Here is a 16,890-nt window from a genome sequence, read left to right on the forward strand (position 1 = left end):
TCGCCCCTCGATCAGCCCGTCGACCAGGCTGGGATCGGCGAGGGTCGAGGTGTCGCCCAATGACCCGAAATCATTCTCGGCGATCTTGCGCAGGATGCGGCGCATGATCTTGCCCGAGCGCGTCTTGGGAAGCGCGGGGGTCAGGTGGATATGGTCCGGCGTCGCGATCGGGCCGATTTCCTTGCGGACCTGCTGCTTGAGCGCGGCGGCAACCTCGTCGGTCGGTTCGACCCCGGCGTTGAGCGTGACATAGGCATAGATTCCTTGACCTTTGATGTCGTGCGGGAAGCCGACAACCGCGGCCTCGGCAACATCCTCGTGCAGCACCAGCGCGCTTTCGACCTCGGCGGTGCCCATGCGGTGCCCCGACACGTTGATGACGTCGTCGACGCGGCCGGTGATACGCCAATAGCCGTCGGCATCGCGGCGGCAGCCGTCGCCGGTGAAATACTTGCCCTTGTAGGTCGAGAAATAGGTCTCGGCGAAGCGTTTGTGGTCGCCATAGATCGTCCGCGCCTGCCCCGGCCAGCTGTGCGTGATGCAGAGATTGCCCTCGGCCGCGCCGCCGGTCTGCTCATCGACGAGCACGCCGCCCTCGGCATCGACAAGCTGCGGGCGGATGCCGAAAAAGGGCTTGCCCGCGCTGCCCGGCTGCATCGGATGTGCACCGGGCAGGGTGGTGATCATGATGCCGCCCGTCTCGGTCTGCCACCAGGTGTCGACGACGGGAACGCGGCCCTTGCCGACGATCTGGTGATACCAGCGCCACGCCTCGGGATTGATCGGCTCGCCGACGCTGCCGAGCAGGCGAAGCGACGACAGGTCGTGCCGCGTCACATAATCGTCGCCCTCGCGCATCAGCGCGCGGATCGCGGTCGGGGCGGTGTAGAGGATATTGACCTTGTGCTTGTCGACGACCTGCCAGAAACGGTCGTGATCGGGATAGTTGGGCACGCCCTCGAACATCAAAGTCGTCGCGCCGTTCTGGAGCGGGCCATAGACGACGTAGCTGTGTCCGGTGACCCAGCCGATATCGGCGCTGCACCAGAAGATCTCGCCGGGACGATAGTCGAAGCCGTACCAGAAGGTGCTCGCGGTCCACACCGAATATCCGCCGACGGTGTGGAGTACGCCCTTGGGCTTGCCCGTCGAGCCCGAGGTGTACAGGATGAAGAGCGGGTCCTCCGCCCCCATCGGCTCGCACGGGCAGTCGGCATCGACATCGGCCGACAGCGCGTCGTACCAATGGTCGCGGCCTTCCTTCATCGCGACGTCGCCGCCGGTGTGCGCGATGACGAGCACCGCTTTCACCTCGACGCGCTCGAGCGCCTTGTCGACATTGGCCTTCAGCGGCACCACCTTGCCGCCGCGCAGTCCTTCGTCGGCGCAGATCACCCAGTCGCTGCCACAATCCTCGATCCGGCCGTGGATCGCCTCGGGCGAGAAGCCGCCGAAGACGACGCTGTGCACGGCGCCGATGCGCGCGCAGGCGAGCATCGCGACCGCGCCCTCGGGGATCATCGGCATATAGATGGTGACGCGGTCGCCCTTCTGCACGCCCATCTTCTTGAGCGTATTGGCAAAGCGGATGACGTCGGCGAGCAGTGCCTTGTAACTGATGTGTCGCGTTTCGCCGTCGGGCGCGTCGGGTTCGAAGATAATCGCGGTGCGGTCGCCGTTCCCCGCGGCGACGTGGCGGTCGATCGCGTTATGGCAGAGGTTGAGAACGCCGTCCTCATACCATTTGATCTCGACGGGGTCGTAGGACCAGCCCGAAATCTTCGTCGGCGGCGTGATCCAGTCGACCCGCTTCGCCTGTTCGGCCCAGAAAGTGTCGGGGTCGTTCACGCTCTGCGCATAGAGCCGATCGTAGTCGGCGGCGGTACAGTGGGTGTTCGCGGCGGCGTCGGCGGGAACGGGAACCAGCGGTTCGGACGGCGGCAACTCGGACACAGGCGACTCTCCCATTCGGGTTTGCATTGTTCGCCCGCTGCGATAACCCGCGAGCCACAAACTGCAAGGCGCATGCGCGCCAATGAAGGGACGGAATATGGTTGAATTGGGCCAAGAGGTAGGCGGGTTGCTCGACCGGCTCGGCGTCGATCGCGCGTTGTGGAGCGAAGGATCGATGCCGTCGGTGACGCCGCTGACCGGCGAGCAGATCGGCATGGTGCAGGTCGTCGAGGCGGCAACGATCGACGAGGTGCTCGATAGCGCGAGCGCGGCGTTCCGCGCGTGGCGCAACGTGCCGGCGCCGCGTCGCGGCGAGCTGGTGCGGCTATGGGGCGAGGAATTGCGCGCCGCCAAGGACGATCTGGCCAAGCTCGTCACGATCGAGGCGGGCAAGATTCCGTCCGAGGGCGCGGGCGAGGTGCAGGAGATGATCGACATATGCGACTTCGCGGTCGGGCTTTCGCGGCAATTATACGGCCTCACCATCGCGACCGAGCGACCTGGGCACCGGATGATGGAGGTCTGGCATCCGCTCGGCGTCGTGGGCGTGATTTCGGCGTTCAACTTTCCGGTCGCGGTATGGGCGTGGAACGCCGCACTCGCGCTCGTCTGCGGCAACAGCGTCGTCTGGAAGCCGTCGGAAAAGACGCCCCTCGCAGCTTTGGCCACGCAGGCGATTTTCGCGCGTGCGCTGGCGCGCTTCGGCGATGCGCCCGAAGGCTTGGCGCGGCTGCTGATCGGCGGGCGCGAGGCGGGGGAAGCGCTGGTCGATGACAGGCGTGTGGCGCTGGTGTCGGCGACGGGCTCGACGCGGATGGGCCGCGCGGTCGCGCCGCGGCTCGCGCAGCGCTTCGCGCGCGCGATCCTCGAACTCGGCGGCAACAATGGCGTGATCGTCGCGCCCTCGGCCGATCTCGACCTTGCGCTGCGCGGCGTCGCGTTCGGGGCGATGGGTACGGCGGGGCAGCGTTGCACGACGACGCGCCGCCTGTTCCTGCACGACAGCATCTACGATGGCTTCGTCGCGAAGCTGAAGGCCGCCTATGGCAGCGTCGGCGTCGGCAACCCGCTGGAGAGTGAAGTGCTCGTCGGGCCGCTGATCGACCGCGCGGCCTATGAGATGATGCAGGACGCGCTGGCGGCCGCCAAGGCGGCGGGCGGCGTCGTCCATGGCGGTGAGCGCGTCGGCGATGGTGCGAGCTTCTATGCGCGGCCCGCGCTCGTCGAGATGCCGGGACAGGTCGGCCCGGTGCTCGAAGAGACATTCGCGCCGATCCTCTATGTGATGCGCTATTACGACCTCGATGCGGTGATCGAGCAGCACAACGACGTCGCGGCGGGCCTGTCGTCGGCGATCTTCACCACTGACATGCGCGAGGCCGAACGCTTCCTCGCCGCGAGCGACTGCGGGATCGCCAACGTCAATCTCGGCACCTCGGGCGCCGAGATCGGCGGTGCATTCGGCGGCGAAAAGGAAACGGGCGGCGGGCGCGAGTCGGGCTCGGACAGCTGGAAAGCCTATATGCGCCGCGCGACGAATACGGTGAATTATTCGGATGCGCTACCGCTGGCGCAGGGGGTGAGCTTCGAGATTTGAGGATGTTCCCCTCCCGCTTGCGGGAGGGGCAGCGAGAGTTGCGAGCTTGCTCGCTACTCGCAGCGGGGTGGGCATCTGCCCCGTCGCTGGCGCACCCCAGCCCCTCCCGCAAGCGGGAGGGGAGAGGTTTACACCTGCCAGCCATAGCCTTCATCAAGCGCGACGACTCGCCCTTCCGTGCCGACCGGCTCCACCTTGCCGTCGGTCAGGAATGCCAGCATCGCGGCGTCGCTCACGTCCACATGCGCGAGCGTGCGCTTAGCATCGGCCGTCCGCGCGACGACAACGCCCGCCTTCGGCGCCCCGTCGCGGCCGTAAAAGACCGTATAGCTTTCGATCGTCGCTGGCCCGGCATAATCCTCGACCAGCTCGGGGACCGGGCCGCGCTTGGCTTCGGCTTCGGCTTGATAGTCGAAATCCTGCGGGAAGCTTGCTGCGGCGATCGGCTGCCTGCCCAGCACGATGCAATGATTGTCGGTCGCGAAGCCCCCGTTGGCGAAGAGGAAGCCGTAGCGGCCTTCCTTGCGCAACCTGTCGACCATCGAGACGACCGCGTGGCTCATATAATTGGCGATCGGGCCGCCGCCGAAGGTGAGGCCGCCGAATACCGTTGCGGGCCTGTCGACCGGCCAGCCGAGGATGCGCCGCGCCATCTTGGGGACGCAGGGGAAACAGCTGTAGAGTTCGACGAAATCGAAATCCGCGACCGTCATGCCGTTGAGTTCGAGCGTGCGATTGATGCTCGTCTCCATGCTGACGCTGCCGTCGTAGCGGTCGCGATGGAGGATGCTCGCCGGCTCCTTGGCCGCGGCGCCCATGCCGACATAGATGAGGCGGTCCTCGGCGATGCCGCGTCGGCGCGCCTCGGCGAGGCTCGCGACGAGGAAGCCCGCGCCCTGGTTGACCGACGAGTTGGCGACCATCAGCTTCGAATAGGGGAAGGCGATGGGGCGATTGCGGTCGTCGACCTTGAGGATGTCGTCCGGTGAAGCGGGCTTGCGGATCCACGCGCCGTCGTTCGCCGCGGCGACATCGGAGAAGCGCGACCAGATTTCGGCGCTTTCGGACTGCGCTTCCTCGAGGCTCTGGCCCCAAGCGGCGCGCGTCGCATTTTCATAGAGCGGATAGACGTCGACCGGCGCGGCGAGGCCATGCTTCTGTGCATAATTGGGCTCGCGCCGCGTCGCGACCTTGCGGATCGCATTATAGCTTTTGTCCTCGCCGCTCGCGGCCCTGGCAGCGCGGCCGGCGGCGGTGCGCAGCGCCTCGGCGCCGACGATCGCGGCAAGTTTGACCTCGCCCGCGCCGATGCGGTTCGCGGCTTCGTTGAGCAGGCGCACGGGGGTGTCGCCGTGCGGCGCGGCCGACTGATAGTTGATTGCCGGAGTTGCCCCGATGGCAGCGGCCAACGGCTCGGGCAGCTTGCCGAGGCTGTGAAAGCTGATCTGGTCGACGATCGCGAGGCTGTCGAGGTCGGCGAGCGACACGCCCGCATCCGCCGCCGCGACCCTCAGCGCGGCGACCATCAGCCCGAGCGAATCGAGCCCCTGATCGGGGTCTTCGGGGCGGTCATTGACCTGCCCGACGCCAATGATGACGGGAATCCGCTCGGGATCGGTCATGACCATGTCAGCGCGCCTTCCACTCGGGCTTGCGCTTCTGCGCGAAGGCGAGCGGGCCTTCGCGGGCATCCTCGCTGCGCATCAGGACCGCGCGTTCGCGCGTGTTATGCTCCCAATAGGGGGCGTCGGCGGCGATGCGGCCGTCGTCGATGCCGAGCGCGACGCGCTTCGACGCCTGCACCGACAGCGGCGCATTGCCGGCGATCTTCTCGGCGATCGCGATCGCGGTCGGCATCAGGTCGGCGAGGGGCACGACATGATTGACGAGTCCGAATTCGGCGGCGCGCGCGGCGGGGATCGGGTCGCCGGTGAGCATATATTCCATCGCGAGCTTGCGCGGCAGCTGCTGGGCGAGGCGGAACGCGCCGCCTGCTGCGGCGAACAGCCCGACCTTGACCTCGGGCAGACCGAATTGCGCATGGTCGGCGGCGACGATGATGTCGCTCATCAGCGCGATTTCGCAGCCGCCGCCGAAGGCGAAGCCGTTGACGGCGGCGATGATCGGCTTCGATATGGGGTGCGAGACCATGCCGGCGAAACCCCACGCCTGTTGTGCGGGATCGGATGGCGCCAGGCTTTCGCCGCGCGACAGCGCGACGAGGTCGGCGCCGGCGCAAAAGCTCTTGTCGCCCGCGCCCGTGATCACGACCGCGCGGATTTCGGAATCGTTTTCGGCCTCTTCGAGCGCGGTGCCGACGCCGACATGGACCGCGGCGTTGACGGCATTGCGCGCCTCGGGCCGGTTGATCGTGACGATCAGGATGTGCCCGCGGCGTGTCGTGAGGATGGTGGTGTCGGTCATCGCGAATCTCTCCCTTTCGGGGGAGTATCGCGATGACTTGACGTTTACGTCAACTGGAAAGGATAGCAGTTGATATACCAACCATCGTCATTCCGGCGAAGGCCGGAATCTCGACATGGCCTTTTCATGCACCGCCGAGACCCCGGCCTTCGCCGGGGTGACAAAATATAGTGGAGCGATGCCTTAGATCGACTGGCCGGTCTTCGCCCAGTCGGCGAGGAAGCCTTCGATGCCCTTTTCGGTGAGGACATGCTTGAACAGCCCCTTGATGACCGAGGGCGGTGCGGTCATCACGTCGGCGCCGATCTTGGCGGCTTCGAGGACGTGGATGCCGTGGCGCACGCTCGCGACGAGGATCTCGGTTTCATAGTCGTAATTGTCGTAGATCAGGCGGATGTCGGCGATCAGCTGCATGCCGTCGAAGCCATTGTCGTCGTGGCGGCCGACGAAGGGCGAGACGAAGGTCGCGCCGGCCTTGGCGGCAAGCAGCGCCTGCGCCGCCGAGAAGCAAAGCGTGACATTGACCATCGTGCCGTCGCCGGTGAGCGCCTTGCAGGTCTTGAGGCCGTCGATCGTCAGCGGCACCTTGATGCAGACATTATCGGCGATCTTGCGGAGGACTTCGGCCTCTTTCATCATCGTCGCATGGTCGAGCGCGACGACTTCGGCCGACACCGGGCCGGTGGTCAGCGCGCAGATTTCCTTGGTCACTTCCTTGAAGTCGCGTCCCGACTTCGCGATCAGCGACGGGTTGGTGGTGACGCCGTCGAGCAGGCCGGTCGCGGCCAGTTCCTGGATGTCGGCGATTTCGGCGGTGTCGGCGAAGAATTTCATGGCTCGGGGCTTTCCTGCGGGAAGGTGATTCGGGTGTTGTTGATCCCCTAGAGCAACGCGCGATAAATATGAACCGCTGCGCCGGAATTGGGCTGGTGTTCGATCTTTGTTCCAGTTAAGCGATCCGCATGGCTAAAGCGAAACGTCAATATGTCTGCCAGAATTGCGGGTCGGCGACCTATCGCTGGCAGGGGCAGTGCGCCGATTGCGGTGAGTGGAACACGCTGGTCGAGGAAGCCGCGGAGACGGTCTTTTCGGCGAAGCATGACCTCAGCCGCGGGGGGCGCACGCTGGCGCTCGAAACGCTCGATGCCGAGAGCAAGATGCCCGAACGCATGCTGTGCGGGATCGCCGAGTTCGACCGCGCGCTGGGCGGCGGTTTTGTCGCGGGATCGGCGACGCTGATTGGCGGCGACCCGGGGATCGGCAAATCGACGCTGCTGCTGCAGGCGGCGGGGCGGCTGGCGAAGGCGGGCAAGTCGGTCGTCTATATCAGCGGCGAGGAAGCGGCGGCGCAGGTGCGGCTGCGCGCACAGCGGCTGGGGCTCGGCAATGCGCCGGTCGCGCTCGCGAGCGCGACGTCGGTGCGCGACATCCTCGCGACGCTCGACGGGCGCGATGCCGACTTCGTCGTGATCGATTCGATCCAGACGATGCACAGCGACCTGATCGACAGCGCCCCGGGGACGGTGAGCCAGGTCCGCGCGAGCGCGCAGGAACTCATCCGCTATGCCAAGGACAGCGACGCCGCGATCGTGCTGGTCGGCCATGTCACCAAGGACGGGACGATCGCAGGACCGCGCGTGCTCGAACATATGGTCGATACCGTGCTGGCGTTCGAGGGCGAGCGCAGCCACCAGTATCGTATCCTGCGCGCGGTCAAGAACCGCTTTGGCGGCACCGACGAGATCGGCGTGTTTGCGATGGGCGAGGAGGGGCTGGGCGAGGTCGCCAACCCGTCGAGCCTGTTCCTGACCGACCGCAGCCGCGACGTCCCGGGATCGGTGGTGTTTCCTGCACTGGAAGGGACGCGCCCGGTGCTCGTCGAAGTGCAGGCGCTGACCGTGCGGCTGGCGAGCGGGGCGACGCCCCGCCGCGCGGTCGTCGGCTGGGACAGCGGCAGGCTGGCGATGGTGCTCGCGGTGATCGAGGCGCGCTGCGGGTTGCAGATGGGCGGCGCCGAAGTCTATCTCAACATCGCGGGCGGCTATCGCCTGACCGATCCGGCGGCCGATCTGGCGGTCGCCGCCGCGCTGATCTCGGCGTTCAGCGAGCGGCCGGTTCCCGCCGATGCGATCGTATTCGGCGAATTGTCGCTGTCGGGCGAGGTGCGGCAGGTTTCGCACGACGGCCTCCGTCTGCGCGAAGCCGCGAAGCTCGGTTTCTCGCGCGGCTGGGGCCCCGCCGGGATGAAGGGCGTCGGCGGAATTTCGGTCACCGGTTTCACGCGCCTCGGCGAACTCGTTGACCTGATGCTCGGGCGCGACTAGCGACCGGCAAATGGGAAGTCTGACGGCTCTGGATATCATCGTGCTGACGCTTGTCGGCGGCAGCGCGGTGCTCGGCTTCACGCGCGGGCTGGTGCAGGAAGTGACGAGCCTTCTCGCCTGGGTTCTTGCGATCGCGGCGGTGCGCTTTTTTCACCCGCTGGCGACCGACCTGCTCGGCGGCTGGATGGGGCCGGGCGGCGGCGCGGCGATGCTGGCGTTCGTGATCCTGTTCGGCGGGGTTTTCGCGCTCACCAAATGGGGATCGCGCGCGATGGGACAGCGCAGCCGCGCATCGCTGGTCGGCGGTTTCGATCGCGGGCTCGGCGCCGGGTTCGGCGCACTCAAGGGCCTGCTGATCGCGACGATCGGTTTCATGGTCATCTCCTTGCTGTACGACATCGGTTACGGCAATGCGCAGCGCCCCGCGTGGGTGACCGACAGCCGGACCTATCCGGCGCTCGCCGCGACGAGCGGCGCGCTGAGCAAAGTGATCGCCGAACGCCGCGCCGAAGCGCGCGAGGCTGAAGCGAATGGCGGCAAGCAGGGCGCGTCCGACGCGCCAAAGCCATGAGCGCGCCGCTTTACAACCGCGACATATTGGCGCTGGCGGTCGCGACTTCGGAATTCCTGCCGCTGGCCGATGCGCCTCATCGGGTGAGCAGGCGCGCGCCGCTGTGCGGGGGCGCGATCATCCTCGACCTCGATACCGACGCCGCCGGCCATGTGACGCGCGTCGGTATGCATGTCGAAGCCTGCGCGCTCGGGCAGGCTTCGGCGGCGCTGCTCGCGCGGCATGCGCCAGGGCGGGGGCTCGCGGAAATCCGTGCGGCGCGCGCGGGCATTGCCGACTGGTTTGCGGGCGGGGATGACCGGCCCGACTGGCCGGGCTTCGACCTGCTCGCCGCGGCGCGTGACTATCCCGCCCGGCATGGCGCGATCTTGCTGCCGTTCGACGCCGCGATCGCGGCGCTGGAAGGTCAGGAAGCGGCGGCATGATGCTCGCCATACTCACCGCGGCGACCTCCGAAGCGGCCGAGAAGGTCGCGGAAACGGCGACCGACACCGCACTGGTCGAAGGCGCGATCCTGCTCGGTGTCGCGACGCTGTTCGTGCTGATCTTTCGCCGGCTCGGCCTGGGGGCCGTTCTCGGCTACCTGATCGCCGGCGCGATCGTCGGGCCGCACGGGCTGGGGCTCGTCGGCGGGGGTGAATCGAAGCTCGCCTTTGCCGAGCTCGGTATTGCCTTCCTGCTCTTCCTCGTCGGGCTGGAACTGTCGCCGCGCCGGCTCTGGGACATGCGGCGCGCGATTTTCGGGCTCGGGATGGTGCAGGTCGTCGTGACCGGGCTCATCCTGACCGCGCTCATCCATCTGACGCTGGGTTTCAGTCCCGCGGCGTCGCTTGCGCTGGGCTTGCCGCTCGCGCTGTCGTCGACCGCGCAGGTGTTGCCGGGGCTCAAAAGTTCGGGCCGCATCAACTCGCCGTTCGGCGAAAAGGCCTTTTCGATTCTGCTGTTCCAGGATCTGGCGATCGTGCCGATGATCACCATCGTTGCGGTCCTGTCGCGCGCGCCCGCCGATCCGTCGGCGCCGTCGGGCTGGCAGATGGCCTTTTTCACATTATGGGCGATCATCGTGCTGGTCCTTGCCGGGCGTTTCATCGTCAATCCGCTGCTGCGCATCGTCGGCCGATATGGCGAGCGCGAATTGTTCGTCGTCGTCGGGTTGCTCACCATCCTCGCGAGCGCGGCCTTGATGCACAGCCTGCACCTGTCGACCGCGCTCGGAGCATTTATCGCGGGCGTGATGCTCGCCGATTCGCCTTACCGGCACGAAATCGAATCGGACGTCGAGCCCTTCCGCCTGATCCTGCTCGGGCTCTTCTTCCTTGCCGTTGGCATGGTGCTCGATGTCGGCGCGGTCATGGAACGTCCGTTGCTGGTGCTCGCGCTGGCGCTTGGGCTGGTGGCGGTGAAGGCGTCCGTGCTGACGCTGATCGTGAAAGCGTTCGGCAAGAGCTGGCAGGCTGCGCTCGGCCTTGGTCTGCTGCTCAGCCAGGGCGGCGAATTCGGTTTCCTGCTCTTCGCGCAAGCGGCGGACGCGCTGCTCATCGAACCCGAGGCTGCGAGCCTGTTCAGCGCGGTGGTGACGCTGTCGATGGTAACGACGCCGTTCCTGATGCTGTTCGCGCGCAATCTGGAATTCTCGCCCGGCGCCGCCGAGCCCGACCTCGACGATCCCGAGGGCGCGCCGCGCGGGTCGGCGATCGTCGTCGGCTATGGCCGGTTCGGACAGATCGTGTCGCAGATGCTGCACGGCGTCGCCTGCTCGGTGACGCTGATCGACAAGAAACCGAGCCAGATCGAACTGTCGAGCCGCTTCGACACCAAGGTCTATTTCGGCGACGGGCTGCGCGTCGACCTGCTCCGCCGCGCGGGGGGCGAGGAAGCGCGGCTGATCATCTTCTGCATCGACGATTCATCGGTCGATGCCGCGGCGCTCAAGCCGATCGTCGAAGCCTTCCCGAACGCGAAGATATTGATGCGCGTGTTCGACCGCCGCCAGATGCTTGCGATCGACGGATCCGGCGTCGACGGCGTCATTCGCGAGGTGTTCGAAAGTTCGGTCGCGATGGGGCTGACGGCGCTGCGTCATCTCGATGTCGACCCGGCGGAGATGGACGACGTCGAGGCGACCTTGCGGCACCTCGACGAAACGCGGCTGCGGGCGCAACTCGACGAGGGCGACCTGTCGGCGGGCATGGATCATCGCTTCAAGCCGGGCGGCGGACGCGAGGCCGACAGCGTGCTCGAGAAATTCCGCCGCAAGCGACAGGAAGCGAAAGCGGCGCGCGAAGAGAATGAGGCGATGGGACTGACGAGGGAGAGTTAGCCGTTCCTATGCGGCGCGCTGTCCGTCGAGGAACGCCGCGACCCTGTCGAGACCATATTCGTCGGTGACGAAGCTTTGCCCGATACCGCGGGTGAGGATCAGCGGCAGTTTGCCGCTGCGCACCTTCTTGTCGTGCGCCATATGCGCGGCGAGTTCGACGCCGCCGGTATTCACGCCCGCGCTCGCCAAGCTGTGGGGCAGGTCGACGCTCGCAAGGTGCGCACGTACGCGGTCGGCATCCGCGGCCGGGCAAAGGCCGTTCGCGGCCGAAAATTGGTGCGCGAGGACCATGCCCGCCGCGACCGCTTCGCCGTGCAGCAGCCGGTCCGAATAGCCCGTCTCCGCCTCGAGCGCATGGCCAAAGCTGTGGCCGAGGTTGAGCAGTGCGCGGATATCCTGCGTCTCGCGCTCGTCGGCGGCGACGATGCGCGCCTTTGCCGCGACGCTATGCGCGATCGCCTTGTGACGGGCGGCACTGTCGCCCGCGAGCAACGCCGCGCCGTTCGCCTCGCACCAGGTGAAGAAATCCGCGTCGTCGATCAGGCCATATTTGACGACCTCGGCATAGCCCGCGCCGAGGTCGCGGCGCGGCAGCGTTTCGAGAGTCGTCGGGTCGATCACGACCATCGCCGGCTGATGGAAGGCGCCGATCAGATTCTTGCCCGCGGGCACGTTGATCGCGGTCTTGCCGCCGACGCTGCTGTCGACCTGTGCGAGCAAGGTGGTTGGTACCTGGATGAAATGGCAGCCGCGTTTGACGATGCTGCACGCGAAGCCGACGAGATCGCCGATCACGCCGCCACCGAGCGCGATGACATGGTCGCCGCGTTCGACGCCTTCGCCGATCAGCCATTCGGTAAGCCGCGCGAGGCCGGCCCAGCTTTTCGTGCTTTCGCCGGGATCGAGCACGAAGGAGGAAAAGGAGATATTCTCCATCGCCAGCGAGGTGCCGAGCGGGATCAGATAATGGTCGGCGACATGGGCGTCGGTGACGATCATCGTGCGCGGGCGCTTCAAGATCGGCGCGACACGCGCGCCGATCTCGCGGATCAGCCCGTCGCCGATCAGGATCGGATAGCTGCGGCTGCCGAGGTCTACGGTTAGCTTTTCCATTGCGGATCTCCCCCCTTTGACAGGGCCTCCAGGATCGCGCGCACCGTGTGGTCGTGCGGCGTGCTTGCCGAACTGACGCGCAGATGCGCCTCGGCGTAAATGGGATTGCGGACCGCCGCGAGTTCGCGCAGCACTTCGCCGGGATCGCGGTCCTTCAACAGTGGACGGTGGCTGCGGCGGCCGACGCGTTCGACGAGCGTCGGAATGTCGGCGTCGAGCCAGATGCAGAGGCTATCCTTCAGGATCAGCGTGCGCGTCTCGCCGTTGACGAAGGCTCCGCCGCCGGTCGCGAGCACCATCGGCTTCCCGGCCAGCAGGCGCGCGATCACGCGGCGCTCGCCGTCGCGGAAATGCGCCTCGCCAAAGCGCGAAAAAATGTCGGAAATCGTCATGCCGGCGGCGCGTTCGATCTCGTCGTCGGCGTCGGCGAAGCGCATGCCCAGCCGCTGCGCGAGGCGGCGGCCGATCGTCGACTTTCCCGACCCCATCAGCCCGACGAGCACGATCGACCGGTCGCGGATCGACGCGGGGATGGCAGCGGCCGGGCTTTTCGGGTTTCGCGACATGGTGCGCGCGGCTATACCGCCCGTTCGGCGCGGAACAATGGTTTTGCGCGATATGGGACGAACGGCGGGCATGGGATATTGCGCGTGCCGGGCAGATCGGGAAAAGGCTGGGTTGCGGCGTCATGACCGATCGGGCCGGAATGATTGAGGTGAATGTGATCGACAAGTTTGCCGAAGGCGCGACGCGATGAAAAAAAACAGGCTGTCGTTGACGTTGGGCCTGTCGGCCACCGCGCTCGCCGCGATATTGGTGCTGCCCGCGATCGCGCAGGAATCGCTGTTGCCCGAAGGGTTCGGCGCTCCCGCCGAGACCCCCGCTCCGAAATCGTCACCGACGCCGTCTCCATCACCCACCCCGACCACTGCACCCGGTTCGCCGTCGGCGAACGGCGCCGCGCCGCCGCCGGTTGCGCCGACGCTCGATACCACCACGGTCGGCGCAGCAGATGAAGAGGACGAGGAAGAGGTCGAATCGGGCGGGCTGAAATATGACCTGCCGCCCGGCGCGCGCCGCCTGCTCACCCGCATCGGGCCGCTCACCCCCGAAACCGGCGGGCTCGCCCCCGATGCGTTCGGGGTTCGCGGGCAATATGCCGCGGCGATCATGCGCAAGACGAGCGGCCAGTTCGCATCGCGCTGGGGCCAGATATTGCTTCGCCGCGCGCTCGCGTCGGCGATCGATACACCCGATACCATCAACGGCGCGGACCTCGCGGCCGAGCGCGTGTCGCTGCTGCTTCGCATGGGCGAATCGATCACCGCGCGGCGGATCGTCCAGTCGGTCGACTACGACCGGGCAAGCCCGCGTCTCGTCGCCGCGGCGCAGCAGGTCTATCTCGCCAACGCCGATCCTGCGGGTATGTGCCCCTATGTGCCGGCGGGGCTTGCGCATGGCGACGAGCAGGCGTGGCGTCTTGCGGCCGCGATCTGCGCAGGCCTGTCGGGCGAGGCCGGGCCGGCGGGCTGGGCCGTCAGCCGCGTGCGATCGCGCGGGAAGATTTCGAACTTCGACATATTGCTCGCCGAACGCGTGCTCGGCGCGACCGGTGCGGGGCGGCGTTCGACCACGATCGAATGGGACAACATCGACCGGCTGACGAGCTGGCGTTTCGGCATGGCGACCGCGACCGCGATCGAGGTTCCCGAGGCGCTCAGGACCTCGGCACCTTATTATATGAAGGGCTGGACGGTTCTCGCGCCGATGACGGATATGGCGAACCGAGTGGCCGCGGCGCCTGAGGCGGCCGCGCGGGGCGTGCTGTCGAGCGAGGCCTATGTATCGCTGCTCAGCGCCGCAGCGAGCGAGGAAGAGCCCGCCGAAGCCCTCGCGGCGCAGACCGATCAGCTTCGCGGTGCCTTTCGCTTCGCGACCGGCGCCGAGCGCTACGCCGCGATGGAGCAGCTGTGGGGCGCGGGCGGCAGCGCGTCGCAAAGCTATGCCGCGATGGTCGCAACCGCACGCGCGGCGGCCGCGCTTTCGCCCAGCACCGAAACAGGCGGCGATCCGTGGCAGCTTCTGGGATCGATGCTCGCGGGCGGTTATGACGCGAATGCGCTCGCCTGGGTTCCGACCGTGTCGGTGGGCAGCCGCGCGTGGGGCGTGCTCGCGGTCGGATCGCCGCGCGCGCTCAGCGGCATGAGTGCGGGCGCGGTCGAGCGGTTTTCGGACGATGACGACAGCGCCGACACCCTGCGCTCGAAATTCCTGCTCGCGGGACTTGCCGGTCTCGGGCGGCTCGATGCCGATGCGGCGGCTTCGGCGGCGGACGACCTGGAGGTCGACCTGGGCCGGCAAACGCGCTGGTCGCGCGCGATCATGACGGCAGCCGCGCGGCGCGAGCCGGGCATGGTGGCGCTGCTCGCGGCGACAGGTATGCAGGGCGAATGGTCGAAAGTGCCGCCCTATCATCTCTATTATATCGTCCGCGCGCTGCGCGAGGTGGGCCTCGACGCCGAAGCGCGCATGATCGCCGCCGAAGCAGTGGTGCGTGTCTGAGTTTCTTTTTAAGGATGCGGCTGGCGCCGCTTTCGTCAATGTCTGACGCCGCTTTAATCGGCCGCTTTCTGGAAATGATGGCAGCCGAGCGCGGGGCGTCGCGCAACACGCTGGCGGCCTATCGCCGTGACCTCGAACAGGCGGCAGAGTGGGTCAAAGGCCCGCTCGGCGACGCCGATGCTGCGGCTTTACGCAAATTGATGGCGGATTATCAGCCGCTTGCGGCGAGCAGCGCGGCGCGCAAATTGTCGGCGCTGCGGCAGTTCTTCGCGTTCCTGCTCGACGAGGGCGAGCGGGCGGATAACCCCGTGCTCGATATCGCGCGCCCTTCAACGCGGCGGCCGTTGCCGCGCATCATGACGCACGCCGATGTCGAACGGCTGTTCGAGCGAGCGGAGGAGGAGGCAGCGGGAGAAGCCCCGCCCGCGAGCACGGTGCGGATGCTGCTGCTGCTCGAACTCCTCTATGGATCGGGGCTCCGCGCGAGCGAGCTCGTATCGCTCCCGCGCCGCGCCGTGGCGGGCGAGCGCGAATATCTGATCATCCGCGGCAAGGGCGACAAGGAACGGCTGGTGCCCCTGTCCGAGCGCGCGCGCGCGGCATTCGATCGCTGGCTGCCCTTGCTGACCGACGGATCGCCCTGGCTCTTTCCGTCGGGCAAGGCGCATGTCTCGCGCGTGCGGCTGTTCCAGATGCTGCGCGAACTCGCCGCACGCGCGGGGATCGACCCGACCGCGATCAGCCCGCATGTGCTGCGCCACGCCTTTGCCACCCATTTGCTGGAGGGCGGTGCCGACCTGCGCGCGTTGCAATTGATGCTCGGCCACGCCGACATCGCGACGACCGAAATTTACACGCATGTCGATAGCCGCCGCCTCGTGGAGCTCGTCAACAAGCGCCACCCGCTCGCCCGCATGGATGGCGTTGACCTAGCGGAGCCTTCGTCCTAGCGACTCCGCATGACAGCCTTTCTGGACTTCGAAAAACAGGTCGCCGCGCTCGATCGGCAGATTGCCGAACTGCGCGAAATGGGCGATGATCCGTCGCTCAACATCGACAACGACATCGCACGGCTGGAGGACAAGTCCTCGAAACTGCTGCGCGAAATCTATTCCAAATTGACGCCGTGGCAAAAGACGCAGGTCGCGCGCCACCCCGACCGCCCGCATTTCAAACATTATGTCGCGGGGCTGTTCGACGACTGGATGCCGCTGGCGGGCGACCGCAATTTCGGCGACGATCAAGCGATCCTCGGCGGACTCGCGCGCTTTCGCGGCCGCCGGGTGATGGTGATCGGCCATGAAAAGGGCGACGACATCCCGTCGCGCATGAAGCATAATTTCGGCATGGCGAAGCCCGAGGGCTATCGCAAGGCAATCCGCCTGATGCAGCTCGCCGACCGTTTCGGCCTGCCGGTGGTGACGCTCGTCGATACCTCGGGCGCTTTTCCCGGCATCCAGGCCGAGGAACGCGGGCAGGCCGAGGCGATCGCACGTTCGACCGAGCAATGCCTCGCGCTTGGCGTTCCGATGGTCGCGGCGGTCGTCGGCGAGGGCGGATCGGGCGGGGCGATAGCCCTGGCGGCCGCCAACCGCGTGCTGATGTTCGAGCACGCGGTCTATTCGGTGATCTCGCCCGAAGGCTGCGCCTCGATCCTGTGGCGCACGTCGGACAAGGCGGCGGACGCCGCCGCGGCGATGAAAATGTCGGCGCAGGACCTGCTCGGCCTCAAGGTCATCGACCGGATCGTTCCCGAACCCGTCGGCGGCGCGCACCGTGCGCCCGAAGTCGCGATCGCGTCGCTGGGCGATGCGATCGAGCAGGAACTGGGCGCGCTGGCGGGGCTGCCGCAGGGCACGCTGCTGGCCGCGCGCGAGGAAAAATTCCTCGCGATGGGGCGCGCTTAGGCCGATCCTGCCGGAACCCGATCGCGGGTCATGGCGTTCCCATTTTCAGGAAACCGACGAGCTGCGAAGGGTAGCGCGGCTTGCCTTGCCGCGCAGGGTGGATATCCCTCGGCAAGAGA

Annotated in this window: 14 protein-coding genes; 8 read left to right on the forward strand and 6 right to left on the reverse strand. The window is 67.0% G+C overall.

Annotated elements, in window-relative coordinates; genetic code table 11:
• Positions 1 to 1,953, reverse strand: a 1,953-nt coding sequence (gene acs, locus OVY29_RS21780; RefSeq protein ID WP_313912238.1) for an acetate--CoA ligase, incomplete at its 3' end; no start/stop codon positions are given.
• Positions 1,954 to 2,050: 97 nt separating this feature from the next.
• On the opposite strand from acs, the gene OVY29_RS21785 reads away from it, so the two are divergent.
• A complete protein-coding gene (locus OVY29_RS21785; RefSeq protein ID WP_313912239.1) occupies positions 2,051 to 3,550 on the forward strand; it encodes an aldehyde dehydrogenase family protein in 1,500 nt (499 codons plus the stop codon).
• Between the two features lie 128 nt (positions 3,551 to 3,678).
• Here the strand turns inward: OVY29_RS21785 and OVY29_RS21790 are convergent, their stop codons facing one another.
• From OVY29_RS21790 to fsa, 3 genes are all read right to left on the reverse strand, one after another.
• Positions 3,679 to 5,178: an acetyl-CoA acetyltransferase gene (locus OVY29_RS21790; protein WP_313912240.1), complete on the reverse strand. Its 1,500-nt coding sequence runs from the start codon at positions 5,176 to 5,178 to the stop codon at positions 3,679 to 3,681.
• A 1-nt stretch (position 5,179) separates the two neighbouring features.
• A complete protein-coding gene (locus OVY29_RS21795) occupies positions 5,180 to 5,974 on the reverse strand; it encodes an enoyl-CoA hydratase-related protein (protein ID WP_313912241.1) in 795 nt (264 codons plus the stop codon).
• Between the two features lie 183 nt (positions 5,975 to 6,157).
• Positions 6,158 to 6,808, reverse strand: coding sequence for a fructose-6-phosphate aldolase (fsa, locus tag OVY29_RS21800; RefSeq protein WP_313912242.1), 651 nt, complete (start codon positions 6,806 to 6,808; stop codon positions 6,158 to 6,160).
• A 128-nt stretch (positions 6,809 to 6,936) separates the two neighbouring features.
• Here fsa and radA point away from each other — a divergent pair, with 128 nt between their 5' ends.
• The 4 genes from radA to OVY29_RS21820 are packed head-to-tail and all read left to right on the forward strand — an operon-like array spanning position 6,937 to position 11,189.
• Positions 6,937 to 8,298: a DNA repair protein RadA gene (gene radA, locus OVY29_RS21805; protein ID WP_313912243.1), complete on the forward strand. Its 1,362-nt coding sequence runs from the start codon at positions 6,937 to 6,939 to the stop codon at positions 8,296 to 8,298.
• Positions 8,299 to 8,308: 10 nt separating this feature from the next.
• On the forward strand, positions 8,309 to 8,869 hold the full coding sequence (locus OVY29_RS21810; RefSeq protein WP_313912244.1) for a CvpA family protein: 561 nt from the start codon (positions 8,309 to 8,311) through the stop codon (positions 8,867 to 8,869).
• Complete coding sequence (locus tag OVY29_RS21815) at positions 8,866 to 9,294, forward strand: iron-sulfur cluster assembly scaffold protein (protein WP_313912245.1); 429 nt, start codon at positions 8,866 to 8,868, stop codon at positions 9,292 to 9,294. The genes OVY29_RS21810 and OVY29_RS21815 overlap by 4 nt, the downstream gene beginning before the upstream one ends.
• The gene (locus OVY29_RS21820; protein WP_313912246.1) at positions 9,291 to 11,189 is read left to right on the forward strand and encodes a cation:proton antiporter; all 1,899 of its coding nucleotides are present in this window, start codon (positions 9,291 to 9,293) and stop codon (positions 11,187 to 11,189) included. The genes OVY29_RS21815 and OVY29_RS21820 overlap by 4 nt, the downstream gene beginning before the upstream one ends.
• A gap of 6 nt (positions 11,190 to 11,195) precedes the next feature.
• On the opposite strand, the gene aroB is transcribed toward OVY29_RS21820, so the two are convergent.
• Both aroB and OVY29_RS21830 read right to left on the reverse strand, forming a co-directional pair.
• Complete coding sequence (gene aroB / locus OVY29_RS21825; RefSeq protein ID WP_313912247.1) at positions 11,196 to 12,302, reverse strand: 3-dehydroquinate synthase; 1,107 nt, start codon at positions 12,300 to 12,302, stop codon at positions 11,196 to 11,198.
• Entirely contained in the window at positions 12,290 to 12,868 is a 579-nt protein-coding gene (locus OVY29_RS21830; protein WP_037554228.1) for a shikimate kinase, read from the reverse strand. Before OVY29_RS21830 ends, aroB begins: the two co-directional genes overlap by 13 nt.
• Before the next feature lie 187 nt (positions 12,869 to 13,055).
• Between OVY29_RS21830 and OVY29_RS21835 the strand changes: the two genes are divergently transcribed.
• The 3 genes from OVY29_RS21835 to OVY29_RS21845 are packed head-to-tail and all read left to right on the forward strand — an operon-like array spanning position 13,056 to position 16,771.
• Positions 13,056 to 14,864, forward strand: a complete 1,809-nt coding sequence (locus tag OVY29_RS21835) for a hypothetical protein (RefSeq protein ID WP_313912248.1) — start codon at positions 13,056 to 13,058, stop codon at positions 14,862 to 14,864.
• Between the two features lie 38 nt (positions 14,865 to 14,902).
• Positions 14,903 to 15,814 carry a tyrosine recombinase gene (locus OVY29_RS21840; protein WP_313912249.1) on the forward strand — a complete coding sequence of 304 codons (912 nt, stop codon included), beginning with the start codon at positions 14,903 to 14,905 and terminating at the stop codon, positions 15,812 to 15,814.
• A 9-nt stretch (positions 15,815 to 15,823) separates the two neighbouring features.
• Positions 15,824 to 16,771: an acetyl-CoA carboxylase carboxyltransferase subunit alpha gene (locus OVY29_RS21845; RefSeq protein ID WP_037554191.1), complete on the forward strand. Its 948-nt coding sequence runs from the start codon at positions 15,824 to 15,826 to the stop codon at positions 16,769 to 16,771.
• The last annotated feature ends 119 nt before the right edge of the window (positions 16,772 to 16,890 follow it).

It is taken from the genome of Sphingopyxis sp. SE2 (assembly GCF_032227185.1).
GTDB lineage: Bacteria > Pseudomonadota > Alphaproteobacteria > Sphingomonadales > Sphingomonadaceae > Sphingopyxis.

Coding starts and splice junctions, on each gene's coding strand:
- OVY29_RS21785 (WP_313912239.1), top strand. CDS start 2,051: ATGGTTGAATTGGGCCAAGAGGTAGGCGGGTTGCTCGACCGGCTCGGC.
- OVY29_RS21790 (WP_313912240.1), bottom strand. CDS start 5,178: ATGGTCATGACCGATCCCGAGCGGATTCCCGTCATCATTGGCGTCGGG.
- OVY29_RS21795 (WP_313912241.1), bottom strand. CDS start 5,974: ATGACCGACACCACCATCCTCACGACACGCCGCGGGCACATCCTGATC.
- fsa (WP_313912242.1), bottom strand. CDS start 6,808: ATGAAATTCTTCGCCGACACCGCCGAAATCGCCGACATCCAGGAACTG.
- radA (WP_313912243.1), top strand. CDS start 6,937: ATGGCTAAAGCGAAACGTCAATATGTCTGCCAGAATTGCGGGTCGGCG.
- OVY29_RS21810 (WP_313912244.1), top strand. CDS start 8,309: ATGGGAAGTCTGACGGCTCTGGATATCATCGTGCTGACGCTTGTCGGC.
- OVY29_RS21815 (WP_313912245.1), top strand. CDS start 8,866: ATGAGCGCGCCGCTTTACAACCGCGACATATTGGCGCTGGCGGTCGCG.
- OVY29_RS21820 (WP_313912246.1), top strand. CDS start 9,291: ATGATGCTCGCCATACTCACCGCGGCGACCTCCGAAGCGGCCGAGAAG.
- aroB (WP_313912247.1), bottom strand. CDS start 12,302: ATGGAAAAGCTAACCGTAGACCTCGGCAGCCGCAGCTATCCGATCCTG.
- OVY29_RS21830 (WP_037554228.1), bottom strand. CDS start 12,868: ATGTCGCGAAACCCGAAAAGCCCGGCCGCTGCCATCCCCGCGTCGATC.
- OVY29_RS21835 (WP_313912248.1), top strand. CDS start 13,056: ATGAAAAAAAACAGGCTGTCGTTGACGTTGGGCCTGTCGGCCACCGCG.
- OVY29_RS21840 (WP_313912249.1), top strand. CDS start 14,903: ATGTCTGACGCCGCTTTAATCGGCCGCTTTCTGGAAATGATGGCAGCC.
- OVY29_RS21845 (WP_037554191.1), top strand. CDS start 15,824: ATGACAGCCTTTCTGGACTTCGAAAAACAGGTCGCCGCGCTCGATCGG.